Genomic DNA, 14496 nt, shown 5'->3' with positions numbered 1-14496 from the left:
GGGACCGGATGCGGCGGAGCGGACGGGGACTCCGCGGCGACAGGGCGTTCCAGGGCGCCTTCCTGATCGGAGTCGGCCTCATGGCGGCCGTTGACGAGATCGTCTTCCACCAGATCCTCGCCTGGCACCACTTCTACGACCGCTCCACTCCGGCGATCGGCCTTCTCTCGGACGGGCTGCTGCACGCGGCCGAGATCCTCGCGCTCGTCGGCGGCGGCTTCCTGCTCGCCGACGCCCGGCGCCGATCCGCTCTGCGTCCGCGCACGGCGTGGGCCGCGGGGCTCACGGGGGCGGGACTGTTCCAGCTGTGGGACGGAGTCGTCGACCACAAGCTGCTCCGCGTGCACCAGGTCCGCTACGACGTCGACCTGCTGCTCTACGACTCCGCCTGGATCGCCTCGGGAGCGGTGCTGCTCGCGGCGGGGCTCCTCCTCCTGCCTCGGCGACGGCGCGCGACGGCGTGACCCCGCACGCCGACCACTCCCTGCTCGACCCGGGCCTGCTGCTCCTGGTCCCGCTGGCCGCGGCGGCGGCGCTTGGAGGGGGCGCCGCGGCACTCGAGCGGCGGCGCGGACGGCCGTGGCCGCTGCACCGCACCGCCCTGCTCCTCGGCGGGCTCGCGACCGCGGCGCTCTGCTTCACGGGTCCGCTCGCGGAGTGGTCGCACGCGGACCCGCGCGGGGCGATGCTGACGCACCTGGTCCTCGGGATGCTCGCGCCGCTCCTCCTGGTGCTCTCCGCCCCCGTCACCCTGGCCCTGCGGGCGCTCGACGTCACCGCGGCCCGACGGCTCTCGCGGCTGCTCCGGAGCCGCCCGGCCCGTCTCCTCGCCCACCCGGTGACGGCGCTCCTGCTCTCGACGGGCTCCCTCTGGCTCGTGCACGCGACCGGGCTGCTCGCCGCCGCACACGCGGATCCGCTGCTGCACCTCGCACTCGGCGTGCACTTCCTGCTCAGCGGCTGCCTGCTGACGGCGGCTCTCGCCGGAGTCGATCCGAACCCGCACCGCGCCCCGTTCGGCCTGCGCCTGGGCGTGCTCGGAGCGGGCATCGCCGCGCACGCGCTGCTCGCGACCGTGCTCTACGTGGAGGCGCCGGACGAGACCGGACGCCAGGCGGCGCTCCTGCTGTTCTACGGAGGCGACCTGCTCGAGACGGCGCTCGCCGTGGTCGTCTGCGCCCGGCGCTACGCGGCGACGGCGCCCCGGCAACCCCCTCCGCCGAGCGCGCCCTGCTCCCTACGCTCGGACGCACGCTCCTCATCTTCGGGACCCGAGCCGTCGAGGACCTCCTCCGGACGCTCGTCTTCGTCTGCCGCGTCTGCGGGCAGCGCGACGAGCAGCGGATCCTCCGCCGCCGGACGCGCCTCTCGCTCTTCTTCGTCCCCGTCCTGACCGTCTCGACCCGCTACCTGCTCGAGTGCTCGCACTGCCGCAAGTGTCCCCGATCAGCAAGGAGGAGGCGCAGGGCTCCGTCCGCTGGGCCGGCAACTCCGACCAGTGACCGCCCCGAGCGGGAGGCTCCCGCGGTGCGCTCAGCGCACCGGAGCCGGCACCGCCGCGGGACGCGCGGCGACCGCGGCCGCGCGCCGCGTCGCCCAGTTGTTGAGCAGCAGCGCCGTCACGACGATGGCCGCGCCGAGCAGGGCGACGGGCCCCGGCCGGTAGCCGCCCGCCATGCTGATCGCGAAGGTCGTGACCGGGACGAGGTTCTGGAAGAGCGTGCCGTTGAGGGCGCCGAGCAGCTTGATGCCGGCGTTCCACAGCAGCACGGCGACGACGCCGGCCAGGAGGATCAGGTAGGCCAGCTGCGGCCAGGCCGCGAGCACCTCGGCCCCGGTCGGCGGGTGCGCGGAGCCGGTGGCCGTCGCCACGGCGACCGCGACGGCGATCGAGGGGCAGCCGAGCGCGGTGGTGAGCGTCGAGTACCGCAGCGCCGACCAGCCGGGGAACGCCGCTGCTCCACGCGTGTAGACGACCCAGCAGATCGCGCCGAGCAGGGCGAGCAGCTCGCCGAACCCCAGCTCGCCGTCGAGGAGGAGGGCGACGTCGCCGCGGGTGACGACGAGTGCGACTCCGGCGAGCGCGAGCAGGATGCAGCCGACGGTGGCGGCCGGCGGCAGGCGACGCGCGCCGATGCTCGCGAGCACCGCGCCGATCGCGGGCATCATCCCCATCATCAGGCTGACGTTCGGGGCCGAGGTGAACCGCAGAGCCGTGAAGGCGAGCAGGCCGAAGCCGGCGAATCCGGAGGCGCCGAGCAGCGCCAGCCGCCACCCGCGGCCGTCGAGCCGGAAGGCGCGGAGCCCCTCCGCCCGGGCGAGCAGAAGGGCGAGGACGACCGCGGCGGCGGTGTAGCGGATGAGGGTCATGAAGAAGGAGTCGACCGTCGCCGCGATGCTGTCCGCGACCGGCAGCATGCCGCCCCAGAGGATCGGCGGGATCAGGCAGAAGAGCAGACCTCGCGACCGCATGGCGCCCCTGACCCGTCGGGTGCGGCCGCCCCGGGCGGGGGCCGTCGCTCGATGGTGGACCCCGGCGGCTCGGCGCACAAGAGCGCCGCCGACCCCCGAAGAGCCCGCCGCGGGGCCGAGCGGAGAGGGGTGCGCCGGGTGTGGAGGAGGCTCGGCGAGCCGACTGACCTGATACGACGAAGACGAAGAAGTCGCAAGGACCTTGCGTGGCCCCTTTAGGGTGACAAAATTCACTTGCTTCCATCATCTCCGTGCCCCTAGGTTGATCGCAGCACCCCCCGATGCTGTCCTCTGTCAGGCCCTGCTCCGATCCCCCCGTCGGACGCCGTTCCTCACTCGGGTCGCGCCCTCCCCGGCGACGACCTCCGTTCCGCGCGGGCGCTCATCAGCGCACATCGGCCCCCGGCCGCGGAGAGGAACAGTCATGAAGACACAGCCCGGCCACGGCGCGGACGAGCCGACGGCTCCCCGTCGCCGGGCGACCTGGGAGGCGCACGACGAGACGGCCTCGCGCCCGCTCTCGGGACGCCGTGCCGCCCGCTCCGGGCGCGAGCGGGTCTCCGCTCCGCGCCGCCTCGCGTCCGCGACGCCTGCCGGAGCGGTGACGGTTCCCGCCGCCCCGACCGCGGTGCTGGAGCGTCCGGCCGCCCCGTCCGCGGTGGTCGAGCGACCGGTCGTGCCGGCCGCTGTCCTGGAGTGTCGGGCTGCGCCGACCGCGCTTCCGGCCGCGACGGCCGCTGTCCTGGAGTATCCGGCCGCCGCGACTGCCGTCCCGGAGCGTCCGTCCGCCGCGACCGCGCTCCTGGAGCGTCCGGCCGCGCCGACGGCGCTGCTCGAGCGTCCGCCGGCCCCCGCCGCGGTCCTCGAGCGCACCGTGCTCCCCGCCGTCGACGCCGACCGACTCCCTCCGGCATCCACTCCGATCCGCGGCACGCGCCCCCGCAGCGGCCGCCGCGCTTCGTCGCGCATCGGCGACCTGGTCGCCGCCCTCCCCGCCCACAACGAGGAGGCCGGGATCGCCGCGGCGATCGAGGGCCTGCGCCGGCAGACCTGGCCGCCGGACCGGATCGTCGTCATCGCCGACAACTGCACCGACGCCACGGTCGAGATCGCTCTCGCGCACGGCGCCGAGGTGTTCGTCACCGTCGGGAACAGCCACAAGAAGGCGGGCGGCCTCAACCAGTTCCTCGCCGAGGTCCTCCCGGGGCTGCAGGACGACGACCTGGTGCTCGTGCAGGACGCCGACTCCGCGCTCGACCCCGGGTTCCTCGAGATCGCCCGCGGCAGGCTGCACGGCGGCATCGGCGCGGTCGGAGGAGTGTTCCGCGGCGGCGAGGGCGGCGGCTTCGTCGGCCACCTCCAGCGCAACGAGTACGCGCGCTACGCCCGCGACGTGCGCCGGCTGAACGGGAAGTGCCTCGTCGTCACGGGCACCGCGGCCGTGCTCCAGGTCGCCGTGATGCGCCGCATCAGCGCGGCCCGCCTGGCCGGCTCCCTCCCCTCCGGAGACGGCATCGGCGGCATCTACGACACCACGGTCCTCACCGAGGACAACGAGCTCACGTTCGCGATCCGCCACCTCGGCTACGACGTGCTGAGCCCCGCCGGCTGCACCCTCGTCACCGAGGTCATGCCGACCTGGGGCGACCTGTGGCGTCAGCGCCTGCGCTGGAAGCGCGGAGCGGTCGAGAACTGCGTGCAGTACGGCTTCACGCGGGTCACGGCTCCCTACTGGGGGCGCCAGCTGCTCACGATGCTCGGCTGCATCATCACGTACGTCTACCTGGCCACGATCGTCTACGCGGTCGGGTGGGGCGAGCTGAGCCTCCAGCCGTTCTGGCTGGCCGTCACCGCGATCTTCGTCGTCGAGCGGATCGTGACGGTCCGCGACCGCGGCTGGCGGTACATGCTCGCCGCCGCGTCGATGTACGAGCTCGTCGTCGACCTGTTCCTGCAGGTCGTGCACACCAAGGCCTACCTGGATGCGCTGACACGCCGTCGGCGCGACTGGTGAAACAGAGAGAGAGACATGTACAACCACATCGGAACAGCCGCCGGAGCCGGAGTCGGTGCCGGAACGCTCGCCATGACCGGGTTCGACTCGGTCTGGCTGGCCCTCGCGGCCTTCGCCCTCATCGCTGCGGGGACCGCCGTCCTGCGCATCGCTCCTCGCCGCAAGCGCGAGGTCTGAGACACGGTGGCGGGCGGGGGACAGCCCGCGCCCGTCACCGTCCCACGACCGCCGTCGCTGCGGAGGTCCGGCTCGCAGTGGTGTACCCGGTCTTCGTGCCGGTGACGGTCAGTGTGATCCGCTTCCCCGCCTGAGCCTTCGTGAGCGTGAACCGCGGCGACGTCGCTCCCGCGATGGCCGCGCCGTCCGCCTTCCACCGGTAGGTGAGGTTGACGGGGGTCGGCGTCCACGGACCCGGGGCTGCCGTGAGCACCGCTCCGACCCGGGCCGTGCCCGTGACGGTCGGCGTCGCGGCGCCGAGGGTGCCGGCGGCGACCGGTGCGGTCGGCTGCGAGGTCGTCGGGCCGGAGCCGTCGGCGGCGCTCACCGTCACGGTCACCCGCTTGCCGACCGCGGAGGAGGGGACCACGAGATCCGGACCCGTCACTCCCGCGATGTCGACGCCTCCCGCCGCCCAGCGGTGCACGAGCGGTCCCGTCCGGCCGGCGGAGGAGGACAGGGTCGCGCCCACCGCGGCGGTCCCGACGACGACCGGAGCCGGCGCCGCGTCGGACCGGTAGACCGCGACGTGGTCGACGAGCATCGTCCCGCCGGAGCTCTTCGGGGCGGCCGCGCTGTCGCATCCGCACACGCCGTTCGGCAGCCCGCCCCCGATGGCGAGGTTCAGGATCAGCAGCACGTCGTTCGGGACCGCGGCCTGCCACGCGGCCGTCCCCACCTCCGACTCCCGCACCACGTGCCGGGTGACGCCGTCGACGAGGAAATCCACGCGCTCGTCGCCGGGCACGGTCCGGTCGAGCAGGGCGGAGTAGCGGTGGAACCCGGTCACGCAGGACGCGCAGTCCAGCATCCCGCTCGTCCGGCCGGCGGGCTCGTCGCAGGGGCCGCCGTCCGGTACTCCGCAGTGCAGCGTCTGGATCACCTGGGCGGTGCCGTTGACGGCCTCGAGCATGTCGAACTCGCCGGTCGCGGGCCAGTCGATGACGGCGTTCGCGTCCCGCCCGAGAGCCCAGAAAGCGGGCCAGTAGCCGGTGGCCTGCGAGACGTCCGGCAGCTGGATCGAGGCGGTCATCAGCAGTCGGCCGCCCGCCGGTGCCGAGAACGACTTGTCGGCGGTGACGATCCGCCCGGACGTCCAGGCTCCGGCGGAGTCGCGGAGGGCGCGGATGCCCAGAGCGCCGCCGCCCGTGAGGAAGACGTTCGCCGTCGACGCGGTCGTCCGGTCGACCGCCCCGGTGCCCCAGGTGCCGACCTCGTGCTCCCACTGGCTCCCGACCGGCGCGCCAGCCGGCCCGGTGAAGTCGTCGCGCAGGAGCGTGGTCCAGCCCGGGGCGTCGGCGGGCGCAGCCGTGACGGCCTCGCCGACGGACGAGGCGGTCGGAGTCGCGGACGCCGGTGCGAGGGCGGCGACCGCCTGCGGGGGCGTCGCCGCGAGCACTCCGAGGCACAGGGCCGCGAGGGCGAGGGCGAGTCGCGGCCGGTCGAGGAGTCGTGAAGGCATGGCGAGTCCTCTGCGTCGAAGGGGCGCACGGCTGCACGCGCCTCGACGCTAGTGAGGAGTGCTCGCTCTCCCTCCACCCTCCAGGCGGGGTGATCCCCGGGACGAAAGCTCACGACCGGGCTCGGCGGGGCCGGGTCCAGGGTGCTGGCAGAGGGGCGGCCGCCGTCGCCTCCGATCGCCCGTTCGAAGGAGAACACCATGCACCGTCGTCTCACGGCCACGCTCGCCGCGATCGTCCTCGCCCTCGGAGGGGCCGTCGCCGTCGCGACCCCCGCCTCCGCCGGGCAGCTCGTCTACCGGAACGGCGGCCCGGGCAACTGCTACGAGGTCCGCTCGCAGCGCGACTCCCTGGGTCGCGCGCAGGTCACGGTGTGGTAGCACTGCGACCAGGCGAGCAACGTCAAGGTCATCTGGAAGAACGGCCCGGACAGCGGCTGCAACACGATGAGCGTCATCAACCGCAAGTTCAGCGACAGCTCGGGCGTCGCGTCCCGCTTCGACCGCCTCGTCTCCTGCTGACCCGGACGGGCTGCCCCTGATCCCTTCCGCGAGACGCCACCTCGGTACGCGGCACGCCGCGCGAGGTACTCGGGTGGCCTCTCGCGGGAGGGGGGCGGCGGCGGCCCCGCTCAGTGCTCGGCGCGCCCCGAATCCTCGATGAGGCGCACCTTCACGTTCACGGCGAGCGGCCCCGAGACCGACGGGTCGGCGGCGAGCAGCGCGTGCATCCGCTCGCCCACCAGCCGGAGCGTCTCGGGGGCCGGCAGTGCGGCGGACGCGGCGATGTGCGCGCTCACCGTGGTGAACCCCTCCGACCGGTCGATGTCGACCAGCACGTCGGGCTGCCGCAGGTCCAGTTTCACGGCGAGCGCGTCGGCCGCAGCCTCGACGATCGGCTGGGCGGGATAGACCCCCGCGACGCCCTCGATGTCGCGGATCTCGGCGGTCAGCCGCTGCGAGAGCTCGGTGTCGTCGGTCATTACCGCTCCTCCCGGTGGGGGTACACGTCGTCGACCGTCACGTCGATCGCGCCGACGGTCAGCTCGGTGTGGCGCTCCAGGGCGTAGCGGATGCGCTCGCGCAGGCGGTCGGCGGCCACGGCGACCGGCAGGCCGAACTCGAGGGCGCAGGTCACGTCGATACGCACCACGGCGCCGGGAGCCGAGACGTCGCCGTCGAGGGTGCAGCGGCCCATGATGACGCCGCCCATCGTGTCGCCGGCGCGGCGGATCATCCCGCGCACGGCCGCCTCCGTGAGCGCCAGGCGGAGGGTCGGGTCGGGGTGGCGGACGGGGATGTCGCGGCCGGAGCGCACCTCGGAGCGGATCGCGTCGAGCAGGCCGGCGATCCAGACCTCGTCGCGGTCGGGCTCGCGGTCGGCCTCCTGCCGCAGCGCCCGCGCCGAGAGCTCGGTGAGGCGGGTGAGGTTCGCGAGAGCGAGCCGGCACGCGGCGGAGTTCTCGATCGAGGGGTCGCGCGGCTCGCGGCCGCGGTCGAGGTACTCGCCCAGCTCCTCGAGCGTGTGGCCGTCGAGGTCGTCCTCGGGCACGGCGGTGTCGTCGGTCATCGCCATGCCTCCAATTCGTGGAGCAGGAATCGACGGGCCCGGGCGAGGAGGCCGCGGACCGTCGAGACGGGGAGTTCGAGAGCGTCGGCGATCTCCTGGTAGCTGTAGCCGGCGGTCTCGCGGAGTAGCCAACAGCGTCGCTGATCAGCAGGCAATCGGTCCAGCGCTTCCCAGACCGCGTCCAGCTGGAGTCGTGCCTCGACGATGCGCTCGGGGGAGTGCTCGGGCGGCGCGGGCGGGTCCCAGTCGTCGATGTCGTCGTGGAGGCGGCGGACGCGGATCCGGTCGATCGCCTTGTGGGTGACGATGCGCATCAGCCAGTTGCGGATGTGCGCCGGGCTGTCGAGATCGGCCAGACGCCGCCAACCGGTGAGGAACGCCTCCTGCACCACGTCCTCGGACTCCGCCTCGGAGCCGAGGAGCTTCGCGGCGTAGACACGCATGAGGGCGCCGTGGCGCCGGGCGAGCTGCTCGAACGCCTGCACGTCGCCGTCGACGGCGCGCGCGGCGAGGGTCGCGTCGGACGCGTTCAGGAGGGGGTCGTCGTCGATGAGCGCCTCCTCCGCGGTCCCGCGCGCGGTGTCCCCGCGCGCCGATGCCCTCAGTGTGGGGCGCCGTCCGGCATGACTACCAGCCTTGACAACGGGCCGCCGAATCCGCTGGCCGGATTGCGAGTGCCGCCGATGGGGGACGCCTCGAGACGGGATTCGTGACATTCCGGCTCCTCGACACGTCTTGATTCCGTACCCCTCGTGCGTCCCCCCGAGCGCACGGACCCCGAACCCGGAAGAAGTCCCCCATGCACTGCTCCCTCCGCCGCCGCCCCGGGCGGACGTCATGAGCGAGTCGACCTTCACCCTCGGCAGCCCGTTCGCGGGCGACGAGCGGGCCGACCGGCGCTACGAAGCCTCCGGCGACGATCCGTCCGCCGCGTCCGCCGTCTACTCCGAGGCGTACGGCGGAGGCGAGTTCCGCGTCGCTCCGTCGCAGCGCGGCTTCTCCTACCGCTACGCCGTCCGCGGCAGCGACCGGGTGACCCTGCGCACCTCCGACTGCTCCGGCGCCCTCAGCGGCCAGGTCCCCCACCTGAAGGAGTACGTCGTCGGCTGGTTCCGCGCCGGTGGCGGACGCCTGAACCTCCCGCCGTTCACCCGGACCGGCGCGCTCTCGGCCCCGTTCCTGTTCCCCGCGGAGCGCCAGTTCGGGCTCGAGTTCGAGCCGCACCGGCAGAACCTCATCCACTTCGCCCCCGGGTTCCTCGAGGACGTCGCGACCGAGACGCACGCCGGCCCCCGCCAGCCCGTCTCCTTCGACCACGCGGCGGACGCCGACCCCGGCGTCCTCGCCCGCTGGCGCGCCGCGGTGACGGAGGCGAGCGCCGCGCTCGCGACGGCTGCGATCACTCCGCTCGTGCGCTTCACCGCCGAGCTCGACCTCGCCCGCGTGCTGCTCCTGCTGTTCCCGTGGCGCGCGTGGGACGTGCCGGCCGTGCTGCGGCGCCCGTCCGCCTCCCGCACCCGGGTGGCGCTCGACTTCCTCCAGCACCACGCCCACGAGCCGATCACCCCGGCCGACGCCGCCCGCGCGGCAGGCCTGCACACCCGCACCCTGCAGCAGGCGACGAAGCGGCACCTCGGGGTGTCGCCGTCGGCCTACCTGCGCGACGTGCGCCTGGACCGCGCCCACTCCGACCTGGTCGCCGGCGACCCCTGCTCGACCACCGTCGCCGCGGTCGCCCGCGAGTGGGGCTTCGGCAACCTCGGCCGCTTCGCGAGCGCGTACCAGGTGCGCTTCGACGAGAAGCCGAGCCACACGCTGCGCCGCTGACGCGCAGCCCCAGCGTGCCCGAAGGCCCGGACCGTCTCACGGCAGTGCCGGCCCTCGTCGTCTCCGGGTGCGTCCCGAGGGGCCGTTTCGGAGGATGCTCCATCGTGTCCCCCGACCGGTCTTCCGGACACGGACCTCGTGACACTCGGCGCCGGCTCAGCCCGGCTGATGCACGTGGATGTCGCTGCTCGACGTCACGCCGTTGAACTCGAGATACAGCTGCCCCTCGACGACCGACACGGTCAGCGTGTTGCGGCGCTCGAGTACCGCGACCGCGGCATCCAGGAACCCCTGGTCGAAGCTCTGCACGGTGATCTGCTCGAGCTGGTGGACGCGCTTGCCGGACCACGCCGCGATCACCTTCTCCGGGTTGCGATGCGTGTAGACCGTCGTGCGGTCGGCCAGCTTGCTCCCGAAGTGCAGTCGCTCGGCGTCCGGCGCGCCCACCTCGATCCACGTGGTCAGCCTGCCGGTGAGATCGCGGACCAGCACCGCCGGCTCGGTCGCCGTCGACGAGATCCCCTCGCTGAAGGTGATCCCCTCCACGTATTCGAGGCAGTACGCGAGCACGCGCGTCATCATGTACGCGTCGGTCTCGGAGGGGTGCCGAGCGGCTCGCAGCGTGATGTCCTCGTAGACACCGCGGTCCACATCAGCCAGCTGTATCGCGAAGTTGTACATCACTGCGCCGGCTGCCACGTGTGCGAGCTTATGTCCTCTCGCTCATCGAGGAGCGCGAGGCTTCTCCGGCGCCGGTGGGGGCATCGCTTCCGCGCGCCTCCACGCAGGAACGGCCCGGCAGGAGGCATTCACTCCGTCGAGAGCGTCTCACTCCGCCGGCCCGGCCGTCACTGCGGAGGCGCTCGCCGCGATGGAGTCGGCGAACGACGACTTCGCGCGGGCGCTGGCAGACGGCGACGTCGAGCTGGCGCTGCGCTCCGACGACGCGTTCCACGCGGTGCTCACCGGGCTCAGCGGCAACGGGATGATCGAGGACGTGCTCGAGCAGGCCACTCCGCTCATCCGCCGTGCCGAGCGCCAGCGCTTCGCCTCCCTCGCGGCCCGTGGATCCGTGGAGCAGCACCGCGCGATCGTGGCGTCCCTCCGCGCGGGCGACACGGACGGTGCCGCCCGCCTCAGCCGCGAGAACTGGATGACGCTCGACCGCCACCTGCACGAGGCCTGACGCGCTGCTCCTCCGCGGGGAGGAGCCCGCGCTCGGTCATGCGCGAGGCCGACGCGATCGCATCCGCGACGAACCGCTCGGTCAGGTCGGCATGCCCTCGCCCGCGCGCTCCGCATCCGTCCCGAGAGCTGAGCGCCGCCCTCCCCGCGCCTCCGCCGCCGGGATGCGGGTCGAGGCGGGTGCCGGGCGCGGCGCGGAACGACGGACGGCCGACGCGCGGGCGGCCGGAGCGCTCTGGAACACTCGAGCGAGGGGCGGGGGCTCCGGAGCGGGGGAGCCGTGGCGTCACGCTTCGTCGAGCTCGACGGTCTGCGCGGCCTCGCCGCTCTCGGCGTGGTCGTCTACCACTTCACCACCGCGTTCTCGCTCGATCATCCCGATGCACCGCCGGGATCCTTCGCGCTCCCGTTCGGCGAGTTCGGCGTCCAGCTCTTCTTCGTCATCAGCGGCTTCGTGATCCTGATGTCCGCGGACCGCGCGCGGCGGCCGTCGGACTTCGCGATCTCCCGCGTCAGCCGCCTCTACCCGGCCTACTGGATCGCGGTGGTCGTCTCGATCGTCGTCGGCGCTCTCGCCCGCGTCCCCGGCACCGACCTCACGCCGCTGGAGCTGCTGCTCAACTTCACGATGGTGCAGCGGTTGCTGCTGGTACCCAACGTGAACGGCGCGTTCTGGACGCTGGCCGTCGAGATGCAGTTCTACCTGCTGGTGCTGCTCGTGCTCGTCCTCACGAAGTGCCGGTTCACGGATCGGCTGGTCCGCGTGCTGGTGGTCGTCTGGCTCGGCGTCGCCGCGACCGCCTCCGTCGCCGCCCACCTCGTCTCGGGAGGCGTCGACGTCGTCTCGGCGCCGGTCGCCGTCCGGGTCCTGGCGAACCTGACGCTGGCCGAGTACGGACCGCTCTTCTGCGTCGGGATGCTGCTGTTCCTCTCGCGACGGCAGGGGCGCTTCGAGCTCCTCGCCGTGCCGGCGGCTCTGATCGCGGCCCTGAACGCCCAGCTCCTCCACGGCGGGCCGGACGGAGCGGTCGTCCTCGGCGTCTGCGCGGCCGTCACGGTCGTCGCGGTGCGGCGCCGGACCGCCGTGCTGCGATGGGCGCCGCTGCTCTGGCTCGGGCGGATCAGCTACTCGCTCTACATCCTCCATCTGGTCGTGGGCAGCGCGATCATCAGCGCGCTCTGGCCGCTGATCGGCCGCGACGGAGCAGGACTCGTCGCCTTCGTCGTCGTCCTCCTGCTGTCCTGGGGCCTCAACGCGGTCGCCGAGGAGCGGTGGAGCCCCGCCTGGCGCCGCGCCCTCACCCGCCGGCGCGACCGCCGGCTCCCGGCGGAGACGGCGACCGCGGCCTGACGCGGCTGTGCACTCCGCTGGCCGCTCAGCGAGTGCGCCGAAGGAGCCTGTGGACGCCGGTGGCCGCGAAGCGCATCTCCGCTCGACGTTCCCTGCATCTTGGCTGAGCCACCGGGACGTCCGGGCCCCGGGCCACGTCTTCATCATGTGCCACGGATCGTGAGCACCGCGGCCCCGGCCACGACCTCTGACCATCTGGAGAAGATCATGACCAACGTCACCCCCACCAGCCTCGCCAACGCCTCCTCGGCCAAGCACGGCACCGCCACCTCGGCCGGCAAGAACACGATCGCCGACGGCGTCGTCGAGAAGGTCGCCGGCATCGCGGCCCGCGAGGTCCCCGGCGTGCACGACCTGGGCAACGGCGCCGCCCGCGCCATCGGCGCCATCCGCAACGCGATCAACGCGCAGGACCGCGGCCAGGGCATCTCCGTCGAGGTCGGCGAGAAGCAGGTCGCCGCCGACATCACCGTCGTCGCCGAGTACCCCGTCGCGCTGCAGAAGCTCGCCGACAGCATCCGCTCCGCCGTCTCCGAGGCCATCTCCTCGGTCGTCGGCATGGAGGTCGCCGAGGTGAACGTCACCATCTCCGACGTCTTCATCCCCTCGGACGACAAGGACGACGAGACCGAGAGCCGCGTCAAGTGACTCCGTCCCACATCGGCCTGGTCCTCGGCGCGGTCCTCGCGCTGACCGCTCTCGTCTTCGGCTTCTGGGCGCTCCTCTGGGTCGCCCTCGCCATGGCGATCGGCTACGGCGTCGGGCGGGTCGTCGAGGGCAAGCTCGACCTGCGCTCCCTCGGCGACACCCTCCGCGGGCGGCGGTCCTCGTGACCGCGGCGGTGATGGCCGACGAGGCCAGCCACGGCCGCACGACGATCAGCTCGCGCGCCGTGCGCCGAGTCGTGTCGGCCGTCACCGCGGAGGCGCTGGACGTGAACTCGTCCGACGTGTCCGTCGAGCTCGACGACGAGGGAGGACGCCTCCACGTCGTCGCGCACGCCCCCATCCACGTCACGCCCCTGGGCGAGACGGGCCGCCGCTCCTCCGGGACGCTGCTGGACCGACTCAGCCGGGCGCAGACGACCATCCGCTCGCGCTGCCTCGAACTGACGGGCTCCACGATCGGCCGGGTCGACCTCCGGATCACCGGTGCCGACCTCCGAGAACGAAGGAGGGTGTCGTGACGACTCCCACCACTGCCGGCCGGGCGCTCTACCCGCGCCTGGTGCGGCGCGAGACGCACTCGTCCCGCTCCGGATCGGCGATCGTCCTCGCCGTCCTGCTCATCCTCCTGTTCGCGTGGCTGGGCACGGAGGCGGTCCTCGCCGTCCTCGGCCAGCCCGCGCTGCTCGTGGCCCCGCAGGACGGAGCGTCCTCGCTGCTCAACGCGGCCGCGGCGCCCATCGCGCTGACCGCCGCCGCCGGCGCCGTGCTCGCTCTGATCGGGCTCGTCCTGATCGTCGTGTCGCTCAAGCCCGGCCGTCGCGGCCGTCGCGCCGTCAGCACCGACCGCACCGCGGCCATCGTAGACGACCGCGTCATCGCGCAGGCCGTCGCCCGCACCGCCGGCTACGCCGGTGACGTCGACCCGGACAACGTGTCGGTGTCGGTCGGATCCCGCGTCGTCGACGTGACGGTCTCCCGCACCTCCGGCCGCAGCATCGACGTCACGCCGATCCGCGAGGCCGTCGACGCCGAGCTCGCCACGTTCGACTGCACCCCGCGCCTGCGCTCCAAGGTGCGCCTGTCCGAGAAGGGAACGGTCCGCTGATGACCACCACGAACCGATTCCTCAACCGGCTGCTCCTGTTCGTCGTGGGCCTCGTCCTCCTCCTCGCCGGCGGCGCCGTCGCGGTGGGGTCGCTGCTCCCGCAGGTGCAGGAGAACGTGTCCACCGCCGCGCAGGACGCGGCCGACCCCACGAGCCAGGCCCTCTCGGGCGGCACCCCGTGGATCCTCTGGGTCATCGCGGTCGTCGCGCTCGTCCTCATCCTGCTGCTGGTGCGCTTCATCGTGCGCCAGGGCCGCGGCCGCACCTCCACGCTGCTGCGCGTCGGCTCGGGAGAGGGAGCGGGGACGCCCACGGGCGGCTCCGTCACCATCGACGCGAAGGTCGCCGAGCAGGTCCTCGAGGAGGCACTGTCGCAGGAGCCGTCCATCGTCGCGGTCGACGTGACCGCGTTCGAGATCAAGCACCAGAAGGTGCTGCGCGTCACCGCGCACACCCGCCGCGGCGCCTCGCCCGCCCGCACCCGGCAGACGGTCGACCAGGCCGTCCGCCAGTGGGACGCCCTCCTCGGCGAGGAGACGCCCGTCGTCATCCAGATCGTCAGCGGTCTGCGGACGAAGATGAGCGGCACCGCCCGCGTGCAGTAGCCGCCGGCAGCACCGTCCGGCCCT

General features: G+C 73.3%; 19 protein-coding genes. 13 read left to right on the top strand and 6 right to left on the bottom strand.

The window, feature by feature from the left end; genetic code table 11:
- The first annotated feature begins 8 nt into the window (after positions 1 to 8).
- A complete protein-coding gene (locus C5C69_RS05860) occupies positions 9 to 464 on the top strand; it encodes a DUF2243 domain-containing protein (protein ID WP_104257495.1) in 456 nt (151 codons plus the stop codon).
- A complete protein-coding gene (locus C5C69_RS05855) occupies positions 461 to 1393 on the top strand; it encodes a cytochrome c oxidase assembly protein (protein WP_104257494.1) in 933 nt (310 codons plus the stop codon). Before C5C69_RS05860 ends, C5C69_RS05855 begins: the two co-directional genes overlap by 4 nt.
- 140 nt (positions 1394 to 1533) lie before the next feature.
- On the opposite strand, the gene C5C69_RS05850 is transcribed toward C5C69_RS05855, so the two are convergent.
- Positions 1534 to 2472, bottom strand: coding sequence for a DMT family transporter (locus tag C5C69_RS05850; protein WP_104257493.1), 939 nt, complete (start codon positions 2470 to 2472; stop codon positions 1534 to 1536).
- 424 nt (positions 2473 to 2896) lie between these two features.
- Here C5C69_RS05850 and C5C69_RS05845 point away from each other — a divergent pair, with 424 nt between their 5' ends.
- Positions 2897 to 4486, top strand: a complete 1590-nt coding sequence (locus C5C69_RS05845; RefSeq protein ID WP_104257492.1) for a glycosyltransferase family 2 protein — start codon at positions 2897 to 2899, stop codon at positions 4484 to 4486.
- Positions 4487 to 4501: 15 nt separating this feature from the next.
- Positions 4502 to 4663 carry a hypothetical protein gene (locus C5C69_RS16905; RefSeq protein WP_167305255.1) on the top strand — a complete coding sequence of 54 codons (162 nt, stop codon included), beginning with the start codon at positions 4502 to 4504 and terminating at the stop codon, positions 4661 to 4663.
- A 34-nt stretch (positions 4664 to 4697) separates the two neighbouring features.
- Here the strand turns inward: C5C69_RS16905 and C5C69_RS05840 are convergent, their stop codons facing one another.
- On the bottom strand, positions 4698 to 6164 hold the full coding sequence (locus C5C69_RS05840) for a family 16 glycosylhydrolase (RefSeq protein ID WP_104257491.1): 1467 nt from the start codon (positions 6162 to 6164) through the stop codon (positions 4698 to 4700).
- A gap of 198 nt (positions 6165 to 6362) precedes the next feature.
- Between C5C69_RS05840 and C5C69_RS05835 the strand changes: the two genes are divergently transcribed.
- Positions 6363 to 6542: a hypothetical protein gene (locus C5C69_RS05835; protein WP_104257490.1), complete on the top strand. Its 180-nt coding sequence runs from the start codon at positions 6363 to 6365 to the stop codon at positions 6540 to 6542.
- A gap of 251 nt (positions 6543 to 6793) precedes the next feature.
- Here the strand turns inward: C5C69_RS05835 and C5C69_RS05830 are convergent, their stop codons facing one another.
- The 3 genes from C5C69_RS05830 to C5C69_RS05820 are packed head-to-tail and all read right to left on the bottom strand — an operon-like array spanning position 6794 to position 8216.
- Positions 6794 to 7144 carry a hypothetical protein gene (locus tag C5C69_RS05830; RefSeq protein WP_104223972.1) on the bottom strand — a complete coding sequence of 117 codons (351 nt, stop codon included), beginning with the start codon at positions 7142 to 7144 and terminating at the stop codon, positions 6794 to 6796.
- Positions 7144 to 7731, bottom strand: a complete 588-nt coding sequence (locus tag C5C69_RS05825) for an Asp23/Gls24 family envelope stress response protein (RefSeq protein ID WP_146083599.1) — start codon at positions 7729 to 7731, stop codon at positions 7144 to 7146. The genes C5C69_RS05830 and C5C69_RS05825 overlap by 1 nt, the downstream gene beginning before the upstream one ends.
- Positions 7728 to 8216, bottom strand: coding sequence for an RNA polymerase sigma factor (locus C5C69_RS05820; protein WP_258065166.1), 489 nt, complete (start codon positions 8214 to 8216; stop codon positions 7728 to 7730). The genes C5C69_RS05825 and C5C69_RS05820 overlap by 4 nt, the downstream gene beginning before the upstream one ends.
- A 352-nt stretch (positions 8217 to 8568) precedes the next feature.
- Here C5C69_RS05820 and C5C69_RS05815 point away from each other — a divergent pair, with 352 nt between their 5' ends.
- On the top strand, positions 8569 to 9558 hold the full coding sequence (locus C5C69_RS05815; RefSeq protein WP_104257487.1) for a helix-turn-helix transcriptional regulator: 990 nt from the start codon (positions 8569 to 8571) through the stop codon (positions 9556 to 9558).
- A 156-nt stretch (positions 9559 to 9714) separates the two neighbouring features.
- On the opposite strand, the gene C5C69_RS05810 is transcribed toward C5C69_RS05815, so the two are convergent.
- Positions 9715 to 10257: a YaeQ family protein gene (locus C5C69_RS05810; RefSeq protein ID WP_104250497.1), complete on the bottom strand. Its 543-nt coding sequence runs from the start codon at positions 10255 to 10257 to the stop codon at positions 9715 to 9717.
- On the opposite strand from C5C69_RS05810, the gene C5C69_RS17190 reads away from it, so the two are divergent.
- The 7 genes from C5C69_RS17190 (at position 10232) to C5C69_RS05775 (ending at position 14472) form a co-directional block, all read left to right on the top strand.
- Positions 10232 to 10744: an FCD domain-containing protein gene (locus C5C69_RS17190; RefSeq protein WP_258065164.1), complete on the top strand. Its 513-nt coding sequence runs from the start codon at positions 10232 to 10234 to the stop codon at positions 10742 to 10744. The two genes, C5C69_RS05810 and C5C69_RS17190, sit on opposite strands and share 26 nt — an antisense overlap.
- A 279-nt stretch (positions 10745 to 11023) precedes the next feature.
- Entirely contained in the window at positions 11024 to 12094 is a 1071-nt protein-coding gene (locus C5C69_RS05800; RefSeq protein WP_181127026.1) for an acyltransferase, read from the top strand.
- A 207-nt stretch (positions 12095 to 12301) separates the two neighbouring features.
- Complete coding sequence (locus tag C5C69_RS05795; protein WP_104223989.1) at positions 12302 to 12742, top strand: Asp23/Gls24 family envelope stress response protein; 441 nt, start codon at positions 12302 to 12304, stop codon at positions 12740 to 12742.
- Positions 12739 to 12927, top strand: coding sequence for a DUF2273 domain-containing protein (locus tag C5C69_RS05790; RefSeq protein WP_104223990.1), 189 nt, complete (start codon positions 12739 to 12741; stop codon positions 12925 to 12927). Before C5C69_RS05795 ends, C5C69_RS05790 begins: the two co-directional genes overlap by 4 nt.
- On the top strand, positions 12924 to 13280 hold the full coding sequence (locus C5C69_RS05785; RefSeq protein ID WP_244230558.1) for a hypothetical protein: 357 nt from the start codon (positions 12924 to 12926) through the stop codon (positions 13278 to 13280). Before C5C69_RS05790 ends, C5C69_RS05785 begins: the two co-directional genes overlap by 4 nt.
- The gene (locus C5C69_RS05780; RefSeq protein WP_104225847.1) at positions 13277 to 13867 is read left to right on the top strand and encodes a DUF6286 domain-containing protein; all 591 of its coding nucleotides are present in this window, start codon (positions 13277 to 13279) and stop codon (positions 13865 to 13867) included. Before C5C69_RS05785 ends, C5C69_RS05780 begins: the two co-directional genes overlap by 4 nt.
- Complete coding sequence (locus C5C69_RS05775; RefSeq protein WP_104238125.1) at positions 13867 to 14472, top strand: hypothetical protein; 606 nt, start codon at positions 13867 to 13869, stop codon at positions 14470 to 14472. Before C5C69_RS05780 ends, C5C69_RS05775 begins: the two co-directional genes overlap by 1 nt.
- The last annotated feature ends 24 nt before the right edge of the window (positions 14473 to 14496 follow it).

This window comes from Rathayibacter sp. AY1C7, assembly GCF_002931865.1.
Classification (GTDB): domain Bacteria; phylum Actinomycetota; class Actinomycetes; order Actinomycetales; family Microbacteriaceae; genus Rathayibacter.
This window is presented reverse-complemented; position numbering and strand designations above follow the sequence as displayed.